22 protein-coding genes are annotated in these 19,808 nt (G+C 70.7%); 12 read left to right on the forward strand and 10 right to left on the reverse strand.

Annotation, left to right across the window (positions count from 1 at the left end; all coding sequences use genetic code 11):
- Positions 1-3: 3 nt before the first annotated feature.
- From BLV96_RS19175 to BLV96_RS19190, 4 genes are all read right to left on the reverse strand, one after another.
- Positions 4-933: a hypothetical protein gene (locus BLV96_RS19175; RefSeq protein ID WP_086675939.1), complete on the reverse strand. Its 930-nt coding sequence runs from the start codon at positions 931-933 to the stop codon at positions 4-6.
- Between the two features lie 174 nt (positions 934-1,107).
- A complete protein-coding gene (locus BLV96_RS19180) occupies positions 1,108-1,977 on the reverse strand; it encodes a lysozyme (RefSeq protein ID WP_086675938.1) in 870 nt (289 codons plus the stop codon).
- A gap of 191 nt (positions 1,978-2,168) precedes the next feature.
- Positions 2,169-2,963 carry a lysozyme gene (locus BLV96_RS19185; protein WP_086675937.1) on the reverse strand — a complete coding sequence of 265 codons (795 nt, stop codon included), beginning with the start codon at positions 2,961-2,963 and terminating at the stop codon, positions 2,169-2,171.
- Between the two features lie 105 nt (positions 2,964-3,068).
- On the reverse strand, positions 3,069-3,773 hold the full coding sequence (locus BLV96_RS19190; protein ID WP_086675936.1) for a type VII secretion system-associated protein: 705 nt from the start codon (positions 3,771-3,773) through the stop codon (positions 3,069-3,071).
- Between the two features lie 55 nt (positions 3,774-3,828).
- Between BLV96_RS19190 and BLV96_RS19195 the strand changes: the two genes are divergently transcribed.
- The gene (locus BLV96_RS19195; protein ID WP_167379652.1) at positions 3,829-4,209 is read left to right on the forward strand and encodes a sterol carrier family protein; all 381 of its coding nucleotides are present in this window, start codon (positions 3,829-3,831) and stop codon (positions 4,207-4,209) included.
- A 10-nt stretch (positions 4,210-4,219) separates the two neighbouring features.
- On the opposite strand, the gene BLV96_RS19200 is transcribed toward BLV96_RS19195, so the two are convergent.
- A complete protein-coding gene (locus BLV96_RS19200; protein WP_167379676.1) occupies positions 4,220-5,017 on the reverse strand; it encodes an SAM-dependent methyltransferase in 798 nt (265 codons plus the stop codon).
- Between the two features lie 200 nt (positions 5,018-5,217).
- Between BLV96_RS19200 and BLV96_RS19205 the strand changes: the two genes are divergently transcribed.
- From BLV96_RS19205 to arfB, 6 genes are all read left to right on the forward strand, one after another.
- Complete coding sequence (locus tag BLV96_RS19205) at positions 5,218-6,096, forward strand: helix-turn-helix domain-containing protein (protein WP_086675933.1); 879 nt, start codon at positions 5,218-5,220, stop codon at positions 6,094-6,096.
- Positions 6,097-6,455: 359 nt separating this feature from the next.
- On the forward strand, positions 6,456-6,695 hold the full coding sequence (locus BLV96_RS19210; RefSeq protein WP_072475608.1) for a DUF397 domain-containing protein: 240 nt from the start codon (positions 6,456-6,458) through the stop codon (positions 6,693-6,695).
- Entirely contained in the window at positions 6,682-6,987 is a 306-nt protein-coding gene (locus BLV96_RS19215) for a hypothetical protein (RefSeq protein ID WP_086675932.1), read from the forward strand. The genes BLV96_RS19210 and BLV96_RS19215 overlap by 14 nt, the downstream gene beginning before the upstream one ends.
- Positions 6,988-7,105: 118 nt before the next feature.
- Positions 7,106-8,632 carry an amidophosphoribosyltransferase gene (gene purF / locus BLV96_RS19220; RefSeq protein ID WP_091389345.1) on the forward strand — a complete coding sequence of 509 codons (1,527 nt, stop codon included), beginning with the start codon at positions 7,106-7,108 and terminating at the stop codon, positions 8,630-8,632.
- 29 nt (positions 8,633-8,661) lie between these two features.
- A complete protein-coding gene (gene purM, locus BLV96_RS19225; protein WP_086676524.1) occupies positions 8,662-9,732 on the forward strand; it encodes a phosphoribosylformylglycinamidine cyclo-ligase in 1,071 nt (356 codons plus the stop codon).
- A 49-nt stretch (positions 9,733-9,781) separates the two neighbouring features.
- Positions 9,782-10,198 carry an alternative ribosome rescue aminoacyl-tRNA hydrolase ArfB gene (arfB, locus tag BLV96_RS19230; protein ID WP_086676526.1) on the forward strand — a complete coding sequence of 139 codons (417 nt, stop codon included), beginning with the start codon at positions 9,782-9,784 and terminating at the stop codon, positions 10,196-10,198.
- On the opposite strand, the gene BLV96_RS19235 is transcribed toward arfB, so the two are convergent.
- The 3 genes from BLV96_RS19235 to BLV96_RS19245 all read right to left on the reverse strand — a co-directional run bounded on the left by BLV96_RS19235 (position 10,195) and on the right by BLV96_RS19245 (position 12,908).
- Entirely contained in the window at positions 10,195-10,932 is a 738-nt protein-coding gene (locus BLV96_RS19235) for a GNAT family N-acetyltransferase (protein ID WP_086676523.1), read from the reverse strand. The genes arfB and BLV96_RS19235 overlap by 4 nt on opposite strands.
- Positions 10,933-11,108: 176 nt before the next feature.
- Positions 11,109-11,762 (reverse strand): VanZ family protein, encoded by a 654-nt coding sequence (locus tag BLV96_RS19240; RefSeq protein ID WP_086676522.1) that lies wholly within the window; start codon positions 11,760-11,762, stop codon positions 11,109-11,111.
- Between the two features lie 240 nt (positions 11,763-12,002).
- Complete coding sequence (locus tag BLV96_RS19245) at positions 12,003-12,908, reverse strand: Gfo/Idh/MocA family protein (protein ID WP_086676521.1); 906 nt, start codon at positions 12,906-12,908, stop codon at positions 12,003-12,005.
- Between the two features lie 66 nt (positions 12,909-12,974).
- Here BLV96_RS19245 and BLV96_RS19250 point away from each other — a divergent pair, with 66 nt between their 5' ends.
- From BLV96_RS19250 to BLV96_RS19265, 4 genes are all read left to right on the forward strand, one after another.
- The gene (locus BLV96_RS19250; RefSeq protein WP_086676520.1) at positions 12,975-13,607 is read left to right on the forward strand and encodes a hypothetical protein; all 633 of its coding nucleotides are present in this window, start codon (positions 12,975-12,977) and stop codon (positions 13,605-13,607) included.
- Complete coding sequence (locus BLV96_RS19255) at positions 13,597-14,658, forward strand: CbiQ family ECF transporter T component (RefSeq protein ID WP_167379653.1); 1,062 nt, start codon at positions 13,597-13,599, stop codon at positions 14,656-14,658. The genes BLV96_RS19250 and BLV96_RS19255 overlap by 11 nt, the downstream gene beginning before the upstream one ends.
- On the forward strand, positions 14,655-16,253 hold the full coding sequence (locus tag BLV96_RS19260) for an ABC transporter ATP-binding protein (protein ID WP_086676519.1): 1,599 nt from the start codon (positions 14,655-14,657) through the stop codon (positions 16,251-16,253). Before BLV96_RS19255 ends, BLV96_RS19260 begins: the two co-directional genes overlap by 4 nt.
- A 455-nt stretch (positions 16,254-16,708) precedes the next feature.
- The gene (locus tag BLV96_RS19265; RefSeq protein ID WP_086684212.1) at positions 16,709-17,530 is read left to right on the forward strand and encodes an ECF transporter S component family protein; all 822 of its coding nucleotides are present in this window, start codon (positions 16,709-16,711) and stop codon (positions 17,528-17,530) included.
- Here the strand turns inward: BLV96_RS19265 and BLV96_RS19270 are convergent.
- A complete protein-coding gene (locus BLV96_RS19270) occupies positions 17,521-18,375 on the reverse strand; it encodes a 3-hydroxybutyryl-CoA dehydrogenase (RefSeq protein ID WP_279627543.1) in 855 nt (284 codons plus the stop codon). The two genes, BLV96_RS19265 and BLV96_RS19270, sit on opposite strands and share 10 nt — an antisense overlap.
- Positions 18,376-18,481: 106 nt before the next feature.
- Positions 18,482-18,670: a DUF3073 domain-containing protein gene (locus BLV96_RS19275; RefSeq protein ID WP_086684206.1), complete on the reverse strand. Its 189-nt coding sequence runs from the start codon at positions 18,668-18,670 to the stop codon at positions 18,482-18,484.
- Positions 18,671-18,877: 207 nt separating this feature from the next.
- Between BLV96_RS19275 and BLV96_RS19280 the strand changes: the two genes are divergently transcribed.
- Positions 18,878-19,774 carry a DUF8083 family protein gene (locus BLV96_RS19280; RefSeq protein ID WP_091389348.1) on the forward strand — a complete coding sequence of 299 codons (897 nt, stop codon included), beginning with the start codon at positions 18,878-18,880 and terminating at the stop codon, positions 19,772-19,774.
- Positions 19,775-19,808: the final 34 nt, after the last annotated feature.

Genomic DNA, 19,808 nt, shown 5'->3' on the forward strand with positions numbered 1-19,808 from the left:
CGGTCAGGAAACCAGCATCGTGCTGACGCAGAAACCCTTGTCGTCGAAGTTCGTCGCGCTCAGCGTGCCCTTGACGTTCTTGCCCGCGGACGTCCCGGTGACCTGGCCCTCGACGAGGAACTCGTCGTCCGGCACCTCGCCGAGCGTCAGCTGCAGCGGCGGCTTGAGGAACGTCTTGAGCCACGAGTCGAGCAGGTCCTTCGAGTCCGAGCAGCCCAGCGCCAGCGCGCCGGGGGTGTCGCCCGCGTTCAGCTTGTCGATGAAGCCCTGCAGCACGACCTTGGCGTCCGCGCCGCCGCCCGACGACGGCGCCTTGCTGGTCGTCGTCGGGGTCTTCTTCGTGGTGGACTTCGGCGCCGTCGGCTTGGCCGAAGTGCTCGACGCCGGCGGGGCCGCGACGTTGTTGTCGTCCTTCGACAGGAAGAAGCCCGGCGCGACGAAGCCGGTCACGCCCAGGACGGCCAGCACCAGCACCACGACGGCGCCGATGGCGATCCACATCCCGGTCTTGCCCTGCTTCGGCGGCGCCGGCGGCCCGCCGAAGCCCTGGCCGTAGCCGCCGGACTGGTCCCAGCCCGACATCTGGCCACCCTGGTTCGGGTCCCAGGCCTGCTGGCCGTACTGCTGCGCGTTCGGGTCCGCCCACGCCGACTGCTGCTGCGCGTTGGGGTCGGCCCACCCTTGCTGCTGCTGGGCGTTCGGGTCACCCCACTGCGGCTGCGGGCTCTGCGGAAATCCGCCCGACGGGTAGCCCTGCTGCTGCTGGCTCGGGTCCCAGCCCTGCGGGTACTGCTGCGTCGGGTACGGCTGTTGCTGCTGGTTGGGGTCCCACCCACCCTGCTGCGGGTACGGCTGCTGGAAGCCACCGGACTGCGGCTGCTGGCCGTACGGGTCGGGCTGGCCGGGCTGGCCCGGCTGAGGCGGGTACGTCATCTTTCATGCCTTCCGGGCGCTGGGTGTTCGTGCGCTTCCGACGTCCGCAAGGCCTCTGCGGTTCCCCCAGGACGTGGTGAGCAGCATTCTGCAAGCTCGGACGGTACGGCATGAAACCGGCTCCCGGGCTCAGCCGACGCAAAGTCGTCATGATCCGGGAGCCGGCGAAGTGGATCAGCCGTTGGCGAGGGCCTGGAGCCGGTCGTAGGCACCGTTGAAGGTGTCCTGGTCGAGCGGGCTCGAGGTGTACTGCCAGACGGTGTAGAAGCCCCAGTTGTACGGCAGTGTCCCGACCGACGACGCGTACCGCGCGACCCACAGCGGGGCCGTGCTGGAGAAGTCGCCGCTCACGCAGCTGCTCCACCAGCTCGTCGACGTGTAGATCACCGGGTAGCGGCCGGTCAGGGAGTGGTAGGTGTCGTGGAAGTCGAGGATCCACGACGTCATCCCCGCCTTGCTCAGCCCGTAGCAGGTCGCGCCGTACGGGTTGTACTCCATGTCGAGCGCGCCGGGCAGCGTCCGGCCGTCCTTCGACCAGCCGCCGCCGTGGGCGACGAAGTACCGGGCCTGCGCCGCGCCGCTCGCGGTGTTCGGGGTGGCGAAGTGGTAGGCGCCGCGGATGAAGCCCTGGTTGTAGGAGCCGTTGTACTGCTGCGCGAAGTACGGGTTGGTGTAGCTGGTGCTCTCCGTGGCCTTGGTCCAGACGAACCGCTTGCCCTGGTTCCACCAGCTCGCCCAGTCGACGTTGCCCTGGTAACTGGCGACGTCCATGCCGGCGACCGTGGCCAGCACCTGGCCGGGGATCGCCTGACCGGGTTGCGGCTGCTGCGCCGCCTTCTGCGTGTCCGGCGTCGACTTGTCGCCTTCGACGCGCCGGATCTGCGACCCCAGTTCGTGGTCGTGCTGGGCGATGTCCGCGTTGATCGCGGACACGGGGTCGGCCTCGGGGGAGAAGGTCGCCGCCTGGGCCGTGCTGCCGAGCAGGAGCAGCGTGGCCGGGACGACCAGGGCGGCGAACAGCCGTCCTCTTCGGGAAGTGGACATCGTTGAATCCCTTCACAGATACCCTCGCTGAGGGCGGCTTACTGCAGGTAGCCGCCCGTGCACGATTGTTGGGGACGAAGTGGCGTTTGTCACTCAGTTCCGTGAAATTGGGTATACGTGTGGGTGATTTTCCCGGGAAGATGGTCGTCAATCGGTGACCAGTTAACACCTATAATTCGTGACCTGGACGTTCAGCCGAGCGCGAGGGCCCGCAACCGCTCCGTCGAGCCGTTGAACCAGTTCTGGTCGCCGGGCAGGCTCCCGCTGTCCGCGAACTGCCAGATCGTGTGGATGCTCCAGCTCGCCGGCAGCTCGCCGATGAAGGTGTTGTAGCGCGCGATCCACAGCGGGTTGCCGCCGAAGCCGGCGTTGTTCGCGGTGCAGCGCTTCCACCAGCTCGTCGACGTGTAGATCGTCGGGTAGCGCCCGGTGACCGCGCGGTAGGTCTCGGAGAAGTCGCTGATCCACCGGACCATGCCGGCCGCGTCCTTGCCGTAGCAGGTTTCGCCGTACGGGTTGTACTCCGCGTCGAGCGCGCCGGGCAGCGTTTTCCCGTCGGCCGACCAGCCGCCGCCGTGGGCGAGGAAGTAGCGAGCCTGCGACGCGCCGTCGGAGATGTCCGGCCGGGCGAAGTGGTAGGCGCCGCGGATCAGGCCGGCGGTGTAGGAACCGTTGTACTGCTGGGCGAACTGCGGGTTGGTGAACCCGGTGCCCTCGGTCGCCTTGACGTAGACGAACTTCGCGCCCGTCCGCGCCGCGCCGGGCCAGTCGACCGGGCCCTGGTGCCCGCTGACGTCGTGGCCGAGCTGCTGGTCGTCGCCGGCGTACAGCACGTCCGGGACCGGGCCGAGGCCCTCGACCTTGGCTATCTGCGAACCCGCGAAGTGGTCTTCGGCGCCGGCGTAGACGTCCTGGGCCGTCGCCGGCGACTGACCGGCGAGGAGCAGGACGGCGGCGGCGAAGGGAAGCAATGCACGACGTTTCACCCTCTTGCTCCCCACCGTTCTCGTGAGACTTCTCCAGTCTCACGATGCACCCGAGTCGCCGGATCGGCGACTCGGATGGTCACTCGATGGGGTTAAACCCGCAGGTCAGCGCTGTTCGTCGGCCAGTGCCTTCAGCAGGTGCTCGGCCGGCACGACGGCGGTGATCAGGTCGTGCGGGTTGACCGCGACGGGGTGCCCGCCGAGCAGGCCGACGATGTCGCGGCCGAGCACCGCGCGCGCGTGCGGCCATTCGCGCGGCACGAGCGCCTTGCGCGTGTAGGCGGGCACCATGACCCGGCCGTCGGTGTTGTGGAAGCCGATCACCGTGCGTTGCACCGGCGACATCGCGTAGACGAACAGCGTCGAGTCGAGGACGACCTTCGGCAGGTCCGACGCCGGGCGGTGCTCGGTGCGGACGAGCTGCAGCAGCTGCTCGAGGTCGTTCGCCGGCTCCGGGAAGCCGAGTGCCTTGGGCGAGGGGCGGTAGCGGTCGTTCGGGTGGAAGTCCGCGACGACGTCGCCGGCGCCGTTCACCGGGTACGCGCCGACGACCGCCCACGACGGCACCGGGCCGTTCGGGTCGAAGGCCTCGTCGATGACGTAGAGCCAGCTGTTGGGGTTGGCGCGGGCGTTCGCGCGCATCTCGGCGGTGATCTCGGGCGTGCCGTGCCGGCCGGAGCGCCGGGCCTGCTGCCCGCCGCGGCGCGCGGCGCGGTTGGGTTTGCTGTGCTTGCCGGGGCGATCGGCCCCGCTTCCGGTGGGCTGCTGGGAAACCATCCGATCCGCCTCGTCCCGCTGCGCCATCGCCATCCCTGCGTTCTCGGGTGTCCGTGAAAGTCTTGGTGCGCCACTCTACTGTTTGCCCATGGCCTCTTCGCGTTCGGTCGACCCCGGACAGTTACGTGCGGCGGTGCTGGCGATTTCCCCGTGGCTGCAGGGCGACGCGCCCGATCCCGCGCGGCCGGAACTGGCCGCGGCGGTCCGGCTCAGCCTGCGCGCGCTCGCGGCCGACGCGCCGGGCCGCACGGTCGAAGTCCGCGTGCCGCCGTTCGCGGCGGTGCAGTGCGTGGAGGGGCCGCGGCACACGCGCGGCACCCCGCCGAACGTGATCGAGACCGACCCGCGCACGTGGCTCGAACTGGCCACCGGCCGACTGGACTGGACCACCGCGGTGGCGGACGGCCGGGTGTCCGCGTCGGGCACCCGGGCCGACCTCTCCCACTGGCTCCCGATCGTCCGCCTGTGACGGACGCGGTCTACGGCTTGCGGCCGACGCCGCCGGCGATCGTCCGCTGCGCGACGTTGAGCTCCTTGAGCCGCGGGCCGTCCGGCCACCAGTCGGCGCACAGCGTCACCCCGGGGTCGACGAGTTCGAGGCCGGCGAACAGCTCCTCGATCTCCTTCTGCGTCCGGAAGGTGCCGGAGCCCATCGGGCTGTGCACGAAGAAGTCCTCCATGCGGCGGGCGGTCTCGGAGTCTTCGTTCTGCGGGTCGAAGAAGTGGCTGAGCCCGACGAAGGAGCCGGACGGCAACGCGTCGACGTACTCCTTCATGATCGCCTTCGGCCGGTCGGCGTCACCCTTGAAGTGGTGCAGCGTGCCCATCTGCAGCAGCACGAGCGGCTGGGTGAAGTCGATGTGCTCCCGGACGACCTCGTTCTCGAGGATGCGCTGCGGCTCGAAGATGTCTTCGGCGACGAAGTGCGTGTGCTCGTTCTCCTCGAGCAGCGCGCGGCCGTGGGCGAGGACCACGGGGTCGTTGTCGACGTAGACGACGGTGGCCTCGGGGTGGATCCGCTGCACGACCTGGTGGGTGTTCTCCGCGGTCGGCAGGCCGGAGCCGAGGTCGAGGAACTGGGTGATGCCGGTCTGGCTCGCGAGGAAGCGGCAGGCGCGGATGAGGAAACCGCGGTTCTCGAACGCCAGGTCCTGAGCCTCCGGGGCGGCCTTCTGGACCTGAGCCAGGACCTCCCGGTCGATTTCGTAGTTGTCCTTCCCGAGCAGGAAGGCGTCGTACACGCGCGCGATGCTCGCTCGGGTCGGGTCGACCCCCACGGGAACTCGTTCGGTCCGGGTCGCGGCGTCGGGCATCTTGAACCTCGCAAGTTCTGTGTCGAAAGTCTCGTACTCTACGTAGAGTAGGACTACACACGCATGCGGTAAACCGGGTCACCTCTTTGCGCAGGACGGCCCAACGTGTACTTTCGGTAGTCGGGTCAGAACCCCCTGGTGACGTGAGTGCGGAAGGTCCGGGAATGAACGCGGTGAACGCGTCGGCAGCTGAACAGAACATCGGCCCCACGGCGCGCCGCATGATCCTGGGCTCGCAGCTTCGCCGACTCCGCGAAGAGGCCGGCATCACCCGTCAGCAGGCCGGTTACAACATCCGGGGCTCCGAATCCAAGATCAGCCGCCTCGAACTGGGCCGCGTCGGCTTCAAGGAACGCGACGTCACCGACCTGCTCACGATGTACGGCGTCGAGGACGCGACCGAGCGCCAGACGTTCCTCGACATGGTCAAGCAGTCGAACGAGCCGGGCTGGTGGCGCCGCTTCGGCGACACGATGCCGAACTGGTTCACCGACCTCGTCGGCCTCGAAGAGGCGGCGGCGCGAATCCAGATCTGGGAGCCGCTGTACGTCTCGGGCCTGCTCCAGATCGAGCCGTACGCGCGGGCGATCTTCAGCCACGGCCGCCCGGAGATGGCCGACGAGCGCGTCGACCAGCTGGTCGCGCTGCGAATGCGGCGCCAGAAGATGTTCAGCAGGCCGGACGCGCCCCGCGTGTGGATGGTGCTCGACGAGTCGGTGCTCTTCCGCCCGATCGGCGGGATGAAGGTGCTGAAGCAGCAGATCGAGTACCTGCTGGAGATGAGCGCGCTGCCGCACGTGTCGGTGCAGGTCCTGCCGTATTCGCGCAGCGGGCTGTCGGCCGAGCACGCGTTTTCGCTGCTGCGGTTCGGCGAGCCGGAACTGCCGAACATCGCGTACGTCGAGTACCTGACCGGCGCGCACTACATCGAAAAGCGCGAAGAGATCGAGAAGTACAGCCGGTCGCTGGACATGCTGGCGGTCGACGCGGAGACGCCGGAGCGGAGCCGCGCTTTGCTGGCCAAGCGGCGCGCGGAGATCTGAGGCCGCCCTTCAGCCGGCTCCGGCCGTCATGAACGACTCGTTCATCCCGTCCGACGCGCTGAAAGGGTCGTTCATGACATTCCGGCCGCTCGGACCGCTCGGAACCAGTCCCGGTGAACCGCCCCACCCGTGTCCCCACTGACCGGTAACCCCCAGTAGCAGCTAACCCATTCGAGCCGCTATCCATCACCCGATAGGTTAACCGTGGCCTGGTGATTCTTTACCGTCCGAGAACTTTGCACAAAATTCTGCACGTGCATTTACCGCTGCAAGCACACGTGCTAGCCTCCGATACGCGGGCAAATGCACATGCAGATGCAACGGCCCTCGAAAGCTTTTCCACATCGAGAGGTGGGACCATGGCTGAGCGATTCGAGAACGGCATCCCGGCCGACCGGCTGTCCGGTGCCGAGTGGCGCAAGGCGAGCTACAGCGGTGCCGTCGGCAACTGCGTCGAGGTCGCGCCGCTGTCCAGCGGTGAGATCGCGATGCGCAACTCGCGCTTCCCGACCGGCCCGGCGCTCGTCTACACGCGCGCCGAGATGGCGGCCTTCCTGGCCGGTGCCAAGGACGGTGAATTCGACGATGTCCTCGGCTGAGGCCGTCGCCCCCGTCTTCGACATCGACACCGGTCTGCAGGAGCTGGTGGCCCGCGGCTACCAGTTCGTCCACCCCGCCGACGAGCGCGGTGAGGTCCTCGCCGTCGTCGGCGTGCGGGTGCACGACGACGTGGTGGACGTGGTCCGGCTCAACGCCGAAGACGACGTCGTGGCGACCCGGATGCCCGGCACCGAAGAGAACATCTTCGAGCCGGAGCGCTGGTTGTGGCGCCGCCGCGGAGAAGGCGCGCAGGTACTCACGGAGATGCTCTCGCTCCCGGATGCCTGCTAGGGATGAAGACTTCAGGCCCCGTCCGAAGTGGTCAGTACCACGTCGGGCGGGGCCTGACCCATGTCCGCACCGTCTACACTGAAAACCGGCCTGACCACGTCTTCCCAGGAGCTCCTCGGTGGTTTCCGACCCGCAGCTCGTGTCCGACCAGCCCGAACCGGAACCCCGTGAGGAGTGTGGCGTCTTCGGCGTCTGGGCTCCCGGGGAAGAAGTCGCGAAGCTGACCTACTACGGCCTCTACGCCCTGCAGCACCGCGGGCAGGAAGCCGCCGGCATCTCCGTCTCCGACGGCTCGCAGATCGTGGTCTTCAAGGACCTCGGCCTGGTCAGCCAGGTGTTCGACGAGCAGATCCTGCAGTCGCTGCAGGGGCACATCGCCGTCGGGCACTGCCGGTACTCGACCACCGGCGCCACCATCTGGGAGAACGCCCAGCCGATCTTCCGCACCACCGAAACCGGTAGCGGCCTTTCCTTCGCGCACAACGGCAACCTCGTCAACACGGCCGAGCTGCGCGAACGCACCATCGAGGCCGGGCTCAAGCCGCACGCGGGCCTGACCGGCTCGTCCAGCGACTCGGACCTGATCTGCGGACTGCTCGCCGCGAACGCGGCCGACAAGGGCATCGAAGCCGCCGCGATGGACCTGCTGCCCACCCTGAAGGGCGCCTTCTGCCTGGTGTTCTCCGACGAGAACACGCTCTACGCGGCACGTGACCCGCACGGGGTGCACCCGTTGGTGCTCGGCCGGCTCGAGCGCGGCTGGGTCGTCTCCAGCGAGACGGCGGGCCTCGACATCGTCGGCGCGTCCTTCGTCCGCGAGGTCGAGCCGGGCGAGCTCATCGCGATCGACGCCGCGGGCCTGCGCTCCTCGCGGTTCGCGAACCCGGACCCCAAGGGCTGCGTCTTCGAGTACGTCTACCTCGCGCGCCCCGACACCACGATCGCCGGCCGCGGCGTGCACGCCACCCGCGTCGAGATCGGCCGCCGGCTGGCCAAGGAGCAGCCGGTCGAGGCCGACCTCGTCATGCCGGTGCCGGAGTCGGGCACGCCGGCCGCGATCGGGTACGCGCAGGGCTCGGGCATCCCCTACGGCACCGGCCTGGTGAAGAACGCCTACGTCGGGCGCACGTTCATCCAGCCGTCGCAGACCATCCGCCAGCTCGGCATCCGCCTGAAGCTGAACCCGCTGCGCGACGTCATCCGCGGCAAGCGCCTGGTCGTCGTGGACGACTCGATCGTCCGCGGCAACACCCAGCGCGCGCTCGTCCGGATGCTGCGGGAGGCCGGCGCGCTCGAGGTGCACGTCCGGATCGCTTCGCCGCCCGTGCGCTGGCCGTGCTTCTACGGCATCGACTTCGCCTCGCGGGCCGAGCTGGTCGCGAACGGTGTCGACACCGACGGCATCCGGCGCTCGATCGGAGCCGACTCCCTGGGTTACATTTCCCTGGACGGCCTGGTCGCGGCGACGGAACAGCCGAAGTCGCGGCTGTGCACGGCGTGCTTCTCCGGCGAGTACCCGATCCCGCTGCCGGAGGACGCGCTGATCGGGAAGCACCTGCTCGAAAGCCTCGACTCGGTCAATGGCGCGGCGACCCCGGTCAGCCCCGCCGGGTACGGTGCCGAGGACGCCGTCCGGCGTCCCTAGCAGTTCCTTCCAGAGGGAGTCCTTCCACCGTGAGCGAGTCCACGAGCGCCACGTACGCCGCCGCCGGGGTCAGCATCGACGCCGGCGACCAAGCCGTCGAGCTGCTCAAGCCGCACGCCGAGCGGGCCACGCGCCCCGAGGTCATGGGTGGCGTCGGCGGCTTCGCCGGGCTCTTCTCCCTGAAGCTCGACAAGTGGAAGGAGCCGGTGCTCGCGTCGTCGACCGACGGCGTCGGCACCAAGATCGCGGTCGCGCAGGCGCTGGACAAGCACGACACGGTCGGCATCGACCTGGTCGCCATGGTGGTCGACGACCTGGTCGTGACCGGCGCCGAGCCGCTGTTCCTGCAGGACTACATCGCCGTCGGCAAGGTGCACCCGGAGAAGATCGCCGCGCTGGTCGGCGGCATCGCCGAAGGCTGCGTCCAGGCCGGCTGCGCGCTGCTGGGCGGCGAGACCGCCGAGCACCCGGGCCTGATGGGCGAGCACGACTACGACATGTCGGCCACCGGTGTCGGCGTGGTCGAGGCTTCGCAACTGCTTTCGCCGGAAAAGGTCCGTCCGGGTGACGTCGTGCTGGCCCTCGGCTCGTCCGGATTGCACTCGAACGGGTACTCCTTGGCCCGGCACGTGCTGCTCGACATCGCGCGGATGCCGCTCGGGGGACACGTCGAGGAGTTCGGCCGCACCCTCGGCGAGGAGATGCTGGAGCCGACGCGCATCTACGCGAAGGACTGCCTGGCGCTCGCGGCCGAGACCGAGGTCCGGACGTTCGCGCACATCACCGGCGGTGGCCTGGAGGCCAACCTGGCCCGCGTCATGCCGCGCGGCCTGGTCGCCCGGCTCGAGCGCGGTACCTGGACGCCGGCGCCGGTGTTCGCCCTGATCGGCCAGCGCGGCAAGGTCGAGCGGGCCGAGCTGGAGAAGACGTTCAACATGGGCGTGGGCATGGTCGCGATCGTCGGCGCCGAAGACGTCGACCGGGCGCTGGCCATGCTGACCGCGCGGCACGTCCCGGCGTGGATCCTGGGCGACGTCCAGCCGGCCGGCGACGTCGACGGCCCGCGCGCGGTGCTCTCGGGCGACCACCCGCGCTTCTGAAACGTGCTTGATCGCGGCTGTCACACTGGTTGACGTGGCAGCCGAAGACGTGGTGATCGGCTCCCGGTTCACGATCCCGGGAGCCGAGTTGAGCGAGCGCTTTTCGCGCTCGTCCGGCCCCGGCGGCCAGGGCGTCAACACGACGGACTCGCGGGTCGAGCTGTCCTTCGACGTCGCTCTGTCGCCGTCGATCCCGGACCACCTGCGTGACCGCGTGCTGGCCGCGCTCGAAAACCGGCTGGTCGACGGCGTCCTGACGATCGCGGCCAGCGAACACCGCTCGCAGCTGCAGAACCGCGAGGCGGCGCGTGGCCGGCTCGCGAACCTCCTGCTCGACGCGTCGGCGCCGCCGCCCGCCAAGCGGCGCCCCACGAAACCGTCCCGCGGTTCGAAGGAGCGCCGCCTGGCGTCGAAGAAGCGCCGGAGCGACGTGAAGCGAGGCCGCTCCGGCCGCTTCGACGACTAGGCCAGCGACAGGTGCACGCACTCGCCCGCCGGCTGGTAGCCGACGCGGGCGTAGACGTTCCCGATCCCCAGGTCACCGGGGGTGAGGAACGCCGTGTGCGCGCCGGCCTCGTGCGCTTCGCGGGTGAGCCGCGCGGTGAGCGCCGCGGCGATCCCGCGGCCGCGGTACGGCTCGAGCACGGCGATCCCGGCGACCTCGGTCGTGCCGTCGACGACTTCGAGCGCGACCCCGCCGCCGACGACCACGCCGCCGGCTTCCGCGAGGAGGTGCCGTCCGCTGCCGGTCTTCAGCTGCTCGACCTCGGCGTCGCCGATTTCCGGCGATTCGCCGAACGCGATGTTCTGCGCGGCTCTCATACGCCGGAAGTCCTCGTCGGACCCCGGTGCGCGCAGCCGGATCCCCGTCGGCACGGGCCGGTCGATCCGGCCGTCCGGTGCGCACGTCATCAGCGGCACCCGGCGTTCGAGCCCGTACCCCGCCTCGACCAGCAGTTTCTCCAGGTCGGGAGCGACGTCGGTGAAGTACTCCAGCCGCGGGAGCAGGTCCCGTCGCCGGTAGGCCTCGGTCAGCGCGCCGATCTCGGCCGGCGTCGGCCGCGCGCCGTCGTCCGGGATCGCGTAGTTGAGCATCGGGTGCGGGGTGCCCGGCGAGTAGGTGGCCAGGAAGGGGCCGACCCGCTCGGTGTCCCGGCCGCGTGGCGCCGTGGTGCGGACATATGCCTGGATGGCGGACATGTGAGCCTTTCGAAGAGCACGTCAAGGAACCGCAGCCCTCGAAGCGGGCTTGCGGGCGGATCGCCGGGCGTCGGGCCTAGCGGGGGCCGACGCCGTGCGCGGCGCCAGGCATAGGCGGTCATTCCTTGATTCGAAGGCGCTGTCCTGGGCTCATCGTGGCACGGCCCGCAACCGGATTACCGGCGTTCCGGGTGCGCGATGGCCGCGTAGCGCTGGTCCCAGACCGAACGCGGGACGCGCATCCGGAGCGTGGGCGACTCGCAGATCCGCCGGCGCTGCGCCGGGATGGCCACCGGTGGAGGTGGCGGGTCCAGGGCGCGCCACCCGCGCCGGCTCAGCGCGGCACCGAGCGTCGCGCCCGCGGTGTTCAGCAGGACGTCGTCGGCCGAGGTGACCCGGCCGCAGTGGATGAGATATTGCGTACCTTCCACCAGCACGGACGCGAGCAACGCGGCCAGCGCCACCCGCAGCAGCGTCCGCAGCCGGTGCACCCGCAGGGGCAGCAGGGCGCCGAGCGGGCAGAGCAGCAGGACGTTGCCGATCACCTGCCAGAGCGAGCCGTCGTCGGCGAACGCGGCGGTGATGTCGGAGCCGGGAACGAGGTCGAGAGTGCTTTCGGACGAGCCGCTGACCGGCATGATGACCAGGCAGAACACGAGAAAGGCCAGGAGCGTGGCGGCGCAGTCGACGCCGGCCGTCGCGGTCGCGAAGCGGGCCGGGAGTCTCCGCCGCCGCCGGGCCGCGAGCAGCGGCCACCCCAGCAGCGCGTACGGCAACGCGATCGCCGAAATCGGAATCATCCCCCAGAAGGCGCGAAGCAGCGCTTCCATGCGCGTCCTCTCTTGGAACCCCTCCACTCGATTTCACCTTCGCACCGCAAGATCGACTCGGCAGTCCGAGCGCGCCGCACTATTCGGTGATCTTTCCGGTGGCGGTGTTTGTCCGCCCGTGGTTCGGTCAGGAGGTCGCACTGTCCACAGTGGAGGTTGTGGACAACCCTGTGGATGAATTCGGGGATCCCGAGGAGAAGCCTTACTTCACAACGTAAAACCGCGTGCTTGGCCTGTGTACTACTCGGCGAGCGCGCGGGCCTGTTCGAGCAGCTTCTGGAGGTGCAGACCGCGCCGGACGTCGCACGGGTGGGTGGTGGTGCCACTCGCGATCATGGCGGCGAAGTCGTCGAGCAGCGCGGTGTAGGACTCCTGTGCCGAGCCCGGTTTGCGCCCGAGCGTCCGGTAGCCGTGCTCGCCCCAGACGGCGACCTCGACGACGGTCGGCTGCACCGGCAGCCGCAGCGAGAGCGTCGCGGTGCTGATCACGCCGGCCTCGTGGGCGAGCATCAGGTGCCAGAGGTCGCCGGGGCTCTGCCGGGCGGCGACGACCTCGGTGATCGGGCCGAGCGCGGCGTCGAGCATGTCGAGCGCGTGCGGGCCGATGTCGAACAGCGCGCCGCCGTCGTCCTGGCGCCACTCCGAAGCGGCGTACTGGCCGCCGAGCAGGGCACCGGACAGCCAGCGCGCGCCCCCGCCCGCCCAGCCGCCCGCCTGGGCGAGGCCGGCGAGCCAGTCCTGGGTCTGCGCCGAATACCGCAGGGTCAACACCACGAGCGCGGCGACGTCCGCGGCCGCGACGGCGTCCGCCAGCCGCTGGGCGCCGGCGAGGTCGGCGGCGATCGGCTTCTCCAGGATCAGGTGCTTCCCGGCTTCGGCCGCGCGCACGCCCAGTTCGGCCTGGATCGCCGGCGGGACGGCCAGCGCGACCGCGTCCACCTGCTCGAACAGCTCCTCGACGCTGCCGGCGGCCGCCGCGCAGTGCGTGTCCGCAAGCGCTTGCGCGGCCTCGGGCCGCCGGGCCCAGACCGCGGTCAGCGCCGTGCCGGGGTGATCCGCCAGGCCGGGCGCGTGGATCGTCGTCGCCCACGGGCCGGCGCCGATCAGGCCGACGCGCAGCTGTCCGTCCGCGATGAGCTGTCCCACGGTCGGCAGTCTAGGTGTGTTGCTCGTCGCGCCGGAACCGCGTCCACGGCTGGTTAAGGTTCTCGCATGATCGCCGCACGTCTCGCCCGCTTGTCCGCCGTCTGCGCCCTGCTGCTGGGCGCCTCCTTCGCGGGCGCCGCGCCCGCCTCGGCTGCCGATGGGACGTGCGCCGAAGGTGCCGGCGTGACGGTGGTCGTCGACTTCGGCGACCTGGGCCCGCAGCCGCTGATCCGCTGCGCCCCCGGCACCCCCGCGAACGGCATCGCCGCCCTGCAGGAGGCCGGCATCGACGTCGCCGGCTCGCAGAAGTACGGCCTGGCCGTGGCCTGCCGGATCGACGGCAAGCCGGGGCCCGACGTCGAGTCGTGCGCGGGGATGCCGTCGGCGACGGCGTACTGGAGCTACTGGCACGCTGCGGCGGGCGGCAAGTGGGAGTCGAGCCAGGAAGGCGCGCAGACGTCCAAGCCGGTCGCCGGTGGCTTCGAGGGCTGGGCGTTCGCGAAGCCGAAGTCGGCGAACGACCTGCCGGCGCCGCCCAAGGTGGCCCCGGTGCGGCAGACGGCGACGGCCGCCCCAGATGTTTCCCAGGCCGGTGACATCACATTCCCGTGGGGTTTCGTGATCGGTGGCGTCGTGATCTTGCTGCTCGCCGGCGCGGGCGTGTTCGTCGCGTCGCGCCGGCGTCGCCGTGGTCAGTAGGGCGCTGCACCCCGGCGCCTGGTGGGTCTGGGCGCTCGCGCTGGCCGTCGCCGCCAGCCGGACGACGAACCCGCTGCTGCTCGGCCTGATCATCGCCGTCGCGGGGTTGGTCGTCGTGAACCGGCGCGGTGACGCGCCCTGGGCGCTGGCGTTCCGGCTGTACGCGTACGTCGGCGCGCTGATCGTCGCCTCGCGCGTGCTGTTCCGGATCCTGGTCGGCGGCGAGGACGGCGGGCACGTGCTGCTGGCGCTGCCGCGGATCCCGCTGACGGCCGGGTTGTCCCTGCTCGGGCCGACGTCGGCGGAGGCGCTGCTCGGCGGGTTCTACGACGGCCTGCGGCTGGCGACGATGGTCGTCTGCGTCGGCGCGGCGAACGCCCTGGCCAACCCGAAACGCCTGCTCAAGGCCGTTCCGGGAGCGTTGTACGAGGTGGGCACGGCGGTCACGGTGGCCCTGACGGTCGCGCCGCAGCTCGTCGAGAGCGTCCAGCGCGTGCGGCGGGCGCGGCGGCTGCGGGCGGGCCGGACTCGCGGGCTGCGGGCGGTCAAGGGCATCGTGGTGCCGGTGCTGGAAGACGCGATGGACCGGGCGCTGCGGCTGGCGGCCGCGATGGACTCCCGGGGCTACGGGCGCCGGGCGTACCTGAGCCCCGGCGTGCGCGTGCTGATCACGTCGTGTGTCCTGGCTGGGCTGGTCGGCGTGTGCGTCGGCGTCTACGGCGTGCTCGACGGGACGTCGTCATGGCCCGGCGTGCCGCTGCTGGTCCTGGGCCTGGCGGTGGCGGTCGTGGGGTTCGTCGTCGGCGGGCGGCGCGTGCGGCGGACGGCGTACCGGCCGGACCCGTGGCGGTGGCCGGAGACGGTGGTCGCGCTCGCCGGCGTCGGGTCGTGCGTGCTGCTGTTCGTTTCGGCGCGGGTCGATCCGGCGAACCTGTACCCGTCGTTGAGCCCGTTGCGGTGGCCGGAGGTTTCCCTGGTGCACGTGGTGTCCCTGCTCGTCGCGGTGGTGCCGGCGTTCGTGGCGCCCGCTCCGTCGGGGGTGTTCCGGTGATCGAGTTCTCGCGGGTCACGGTGACCTACCCGGACGCGGCGCGGCCGGTGCTTTCGGACGTATCGCTGCAGGTCGAAGAGGGTGAGCTGTGCCTGGTCGCGGGGCCGACCGGGGCCGGCAAGTCGACGTTCCTCGGCGCGATCAACGGGCTCGTCCCGCACTTCACGGGCGGTACTTTGGCCGGTCGGGTGCTGGTCGGCGGGCTCGACACGGCTTCGTTCCCGCCGCGTGAGCTGGCCTCGGTGGTCGGGGTGGTCGGGCAGGACCCGCTCGCGGGGTTCGTCACGGACACCGTCGAGGAGGAACTGGCGTACGCGATGGAGCAGCTCGCGGTGGCGCCGGACGTCATGCGCAAGCGCGTCGAGGAAACCCTTGACCTGCTGGGGATCGCGGACCTGCGCAACCGTCCACTTCGGACTTTGTCGGGCGGCCAGCAGCAGCGCGTGGCGATCGGCTCGGTGCTGACGGCGCACCCGTCGGTCGTGGTGCTCGACGAGCCGACGTCGGCCCTGGACCCGACGGCGGCCGAGGACGTGCTGGCGGCGATCACGAGGCTGGTGCACGACCTCGGGACGACGGTGGTCGTCGCGGAGCACCGGATGGAGCGGGTGGCGCAGTACGCGGACCGGGTGCTGTACCTGCCGGGCGACGGTTCGGTGCGCTCGGGACCGCCGGCGGAGATCCTGGCGACGTCGTCGATCGCCCCGCCGATCGCCGAGCTGGGACGGCTCGCGGGCTGGTCACCGCTGCCGTTGTCGGTCCGGGACGCGCGGCGGGTCGCGGGGCCGTTGCGATCTCGGCTGCAGAAATTGTCGGTGGTGGGTCGTACTCTCTCGGTGACCGGTCAAGCACTGGATGTGAGAGAGGTGGTGGTCCGCTACGGGGATGTCCTGGCGGTGCGCGGGGTGGACCTGCGCGTCGGGCAGGGGGAAGTAGTCGCGCTGATGGGACGCAACGGCTCCGGCAAGTCGTCGCTTCTCTGGGCGGTGCAGGGCAGCGGCCCGAGGTCGGCGGGGAAGGTCGACGTCGGCGGCGAGGACCCGGCATCGCTCAAGCCACGAGCGGCCCGTCAGCGCGTGGGGCTGGTCCCGCAGACCCCGGCCGACCTGCTGTACCTCGATTCGGTCGACGCCGAGTGCGCACAGGCCGACACGGAATCCGAGGTACCGGCGGGAACGGCCCGGGCCCTGCTGGACCGGCTCGCCCCCGGAATCGCCGGTGAAGCGCACCCCGGCGACCTGTCCGAAGGGCAGCGACTGGCGCTGGTGCTGGCGGTCCAGCTGGCGGCGGCCCCGCCGGTCGTGCTCTTGGACGAGCCCACGCGAGGTCTGGACTACCACGCGAAACGGCGCTTCGCGTCGACCCTGCGAGAGCTGGCCTCGCAGGGTCACGCGGTAGTGCTGGCCACGCACGACGTCGAGTTCGTGGCCACGGTGGCAAGCCGCGTGGTGGTCCTGGCCGAGGGCGAAGTGGTAGCGGACGGCCCGACAAAGGAGGTGATCGTCGCCTCGCCGGCGTTCGCGCCCCAGGTGGCGAAGATCCTGGCGCCGGAGAAGTGGTTGACGGTCGACGAGGTAGCCGAGGCGCTGGCATGAGGACGGAGGAGGCGGAGGGGCGGGGGCGGGGGCGGGGCGGGGGGCCCAAGGTCCGCGGCGAGTGGCGGCCTGGTCGGCGCGTGGGCGCGCCCGGCGGTGCTTGGCTGGTTCGGTCGGCCGGAGGCCAAGGCCTGCGGTGTGTGGCGGCCCGGTTGGCAGGTCGGCGCCTGCGCGCGCCCGGCGGTGTCTGGCTGGTTCGGTCGGCCGGGCGAACGCCCGCGGCGTGCGGCGGTCCGGCCGGTGGCTTGGCGTTTGGGGTCGCTCGGTGATGCCTTGGTGGTTCGGTCGGCCGGAGTCCGAGACCCGCAGCAAGCGGCGACCCGGCCGGTTGCTCAGCGCCTCGGCGCACCCCGCGATGCGTGCCCACTCGGCAAGTCGCGCGTCGGCAGGTGTGGGTTCGGGGTGCCCGGCGCCAACGGTCAGGCGTCCGCCGGCCTCAGCCCGGAGGGCCCGGCATGACTGACTTCCTCGGCCCACCGGCCCGCGCGGTCCGCGTCACCCTTCAACCCGCGCTGGTCCTCGGCATCGCGACCGTCCTCGGGCTGGCCATGTTCTGCTGGCCCCTCTTCGCCCACCCGCAACCCGCCGCGGCCGCGCACACCGCCGATGCCCCGTTCGTCTTCATGGCGACCCTGCCGGTGCTGATCCTGGTCGTCCTCGCCGAACTCTCCCGCGGTGGCATCGATGCCAAAGCCCTGGCCCTGCTCGGCGTGCTCTCGGCCGTCAACGCCGGCCTGCGCCCCCTCGGGGCCGGCACCGGTGGGATCGAGCTGGTCTTCTTCCTGCTCGTCCTCGCCGGGCGCGTGTTCGGGCCCGGGTTCGGCTTTGTGCTGGGCTCGACGTCGCTGTTCACCAGCGCGCTGCTCACCGCCGGCGTGGGGCCGTGGCTGCCGTTCCAGATGCTCGCGTCGTCGCTCATCGGGCTCGGGGCCGGGCTGTTGCCGCGAAAACCGCGTGGCAAAGCCGAAGTCGCCATGCTCGTCGCGTACGGCGTCTTCGCGGCCTACTTCTTCGGGCTGCTGATGAGCCTGTGGTCGTGGCCGTTCCTCGCCGGCACCAGCACCCAGCTCGGGTTCGTGCCGGGCGCGCCGCTGCTGGACAACCTGCACCGGTTCGCGGCGTTCACGATCCTCACCTCGACGCTCGGCTGGGACACCGGCCGGGCGATCACGAACGCGGTCGCGATCGTGCTGCTCGGGCCGGCCGTCCTCGCTGTCCTTCGACGCGCCGCCCGGCGGGCCGCCTTCGATGCGCCCGTCCGCTTCGATCAGCCGTAGGAGTAGAAGCCCCGGCCGGTCTTCTTGCCCAGGAGGCCCGCGTCCACCATGCGCAGCAGCAGTGGCGGCGACGAGTACAGCGGCTCCTTGAACTCCGCGTACATCGAGTCCGCGATGGCCTTGATCGTGTCCAGCCCGATCAGGTCGGACAGGCGCAGCGGGCCCATCGGGTGCGCGGTGCCCAGCTCCATGCCGCGGTCGATGTCTTCCGCCGACGCGAAACCCGACTCGATCATGCGGATCGCCGAGAGCAGGTACGGCACCAGCAGTGAGTTCACGATGAAGCCGGCGCGGTCCTGGGAGCGGATGACCGTCTTGCCCAGGGCCGTCGTCGCGTGCTCCTCCGCGCGGCGGGCCGTCTCGTCGCTCGTCAGCAGGGAGGGCACCAGCTCCACCAGCGGCAGCACCGGCACCGGGTTGAAGAAGTGGATGCCGACCACCTGCTGCGGCCGGCTCGTCGCCATGCCCAGCTTCATGATCGGGATCGACGACGTGTTGGACGCGAACAGCGCGTCCTCCGCCTCGACGATCTTGTCCAGCTGGCGGAAGACGTCGACCTTCGCCTGCTCCTGCTCGAGGATCGCCTCGATGACCAGGTCGCGGTCGGCGAACTCGGCGATGTCCGTCGTGAAGCGGAGCCTGTCCAAAGCGGCGTCGGCGTCTTCGGGGGACAGCTTGCCGTTCTTGACGCCGCGCTGCAGCGACTTCTCGATGCGGGCCTTGCCCGCGTCGAGCGCCGGCTGGTTCACCTCGGTGACCACGACGTCCAACCCGGACCGGGCGTGCACCTCGGCGATGCCGGACCCCATGAGGCCCGCCCCGACGACTCCAACCCGACTTACCACCGGCTCACTCCTTCATCGCTTCGCAAGCCCGTTCTTGGGCAGCATGCAGCGCGCGAGGGCGGTCGCCGGATGTGTCCCGGCTACGCCCTCGCGCGGTTACGCGTGCTCAACGACGGTACTCGTCGTACCCGTCGTCGTACGGGTCTTGATCTTCGCTGTCGGACTCCTCGTAATGACTGCTGGAGGAGTTACTCGACAGCTCGCGCTGCAAAGCATCGAAGTCGGTCTCGTGCGAGCTGTACTTGAGCTCGCGCGCCACCTTCGTCTGCTTGGCCTTAGCCCGGCCGCGCCCCATGGCTCGACCCCCTCGCACAGGGGCGGGGCGGCCGGGGGAATCGGCGGCCCCGCATCGTCTCGACAATTCTTTCCTGCTCACACCGTACCGTGTCCGGGGGGTTCGATGCGACGTGGCACGGTGTGCCGGTGGTGACAGTGTCGGCCGGACACCGGTTACCGGCCGGTCGGTGGCGATCGGTGCAGGTAGGCGTGCCACGATCTACTCGTGCTCCGTCCCTTCGCGGCCTACTTGCGGGTGTACGAACCCCTGCTCGCCCTGGGCGAGCCGCCGGACGAACGGCTGCGTGCCGCCGTCACGGCGGCCAAGCTGCGGCGGACGGACGCGGGGGCGCGCGAGCAGGCCATGTGGCTCAAGTCACAGGTCGCGGCGCCGCGGCGGCTGCTGCCCGCCGAGCTCGCCGACGGGCGTCCCGCGCCGAGCCTGCTGACCGACGTCCTGGTGCTCTCGCCCGACGACGTCCCGGACGGCCGGGCCGGCCAGGGGCCGTTCGTCTGCCCGCTGGAGCTGCGGGCCCGCTCGGCCGCGGCACTGGTCACCTTCCTCGGTGACGCGCACCCGGCGCTGAAGAACGTCGTCCTCGACGAAGGCGGCTTCACGCAGGAGACGATCCGCGCGCGGACGAAGTCGGCGATGGCGGACCTGAGCACGACGGCGGCGCACACGCTGTCGACGACCTGGACGGTCCCGCTGCCGTGGTTCGTGCTGGTCGACCCGGACGAACGCCGGCTGGTGCTCGGCGACGGCCGCGACGACCCGAAGCGCGAACTGTCCTGGCGGACCACCCTCGCCGACGCCCAGCACCGGGCGCGCGAGGCGGGCGAGCTGCTGGAGCAGACGTTCGGCGACTCCGGACCCGGCCGGGTGCTGTTCGAGACGCGGCGGTGGCTGGACAACTTCCACGCGGACTCGGTCGTCGAGCTCGACTACGGCGGGCTGGTCCAGCTGTTCGCCGACCCGATCCTGGAGTCCGACAACACCGCGGACGAGGTCCACGACATCCTGGACGCGCTGCGTTCGGGCAACGTCGAGGAGCTGGCCGAGCTGTTCTCGGACCTGCGCGAGTTCTGGGGAGATCTGGCGTCGAAGGAACGCTCGAACTAGCGAAACCGTCGGTGCCCACCGGTAGCGTGGAAAA

The sequence above is a fragment of the Amycolatopsis pretoriensis genome (genome assembly GCF_900107925.1).
GTDB classification, from domain to species: Bacteria; Actinomycetota; Actinomycetes; order Mycobacteriales; family Pseudonocardiaceae; genus Amycolatopsis; species Amycolatopsis pretoriensis.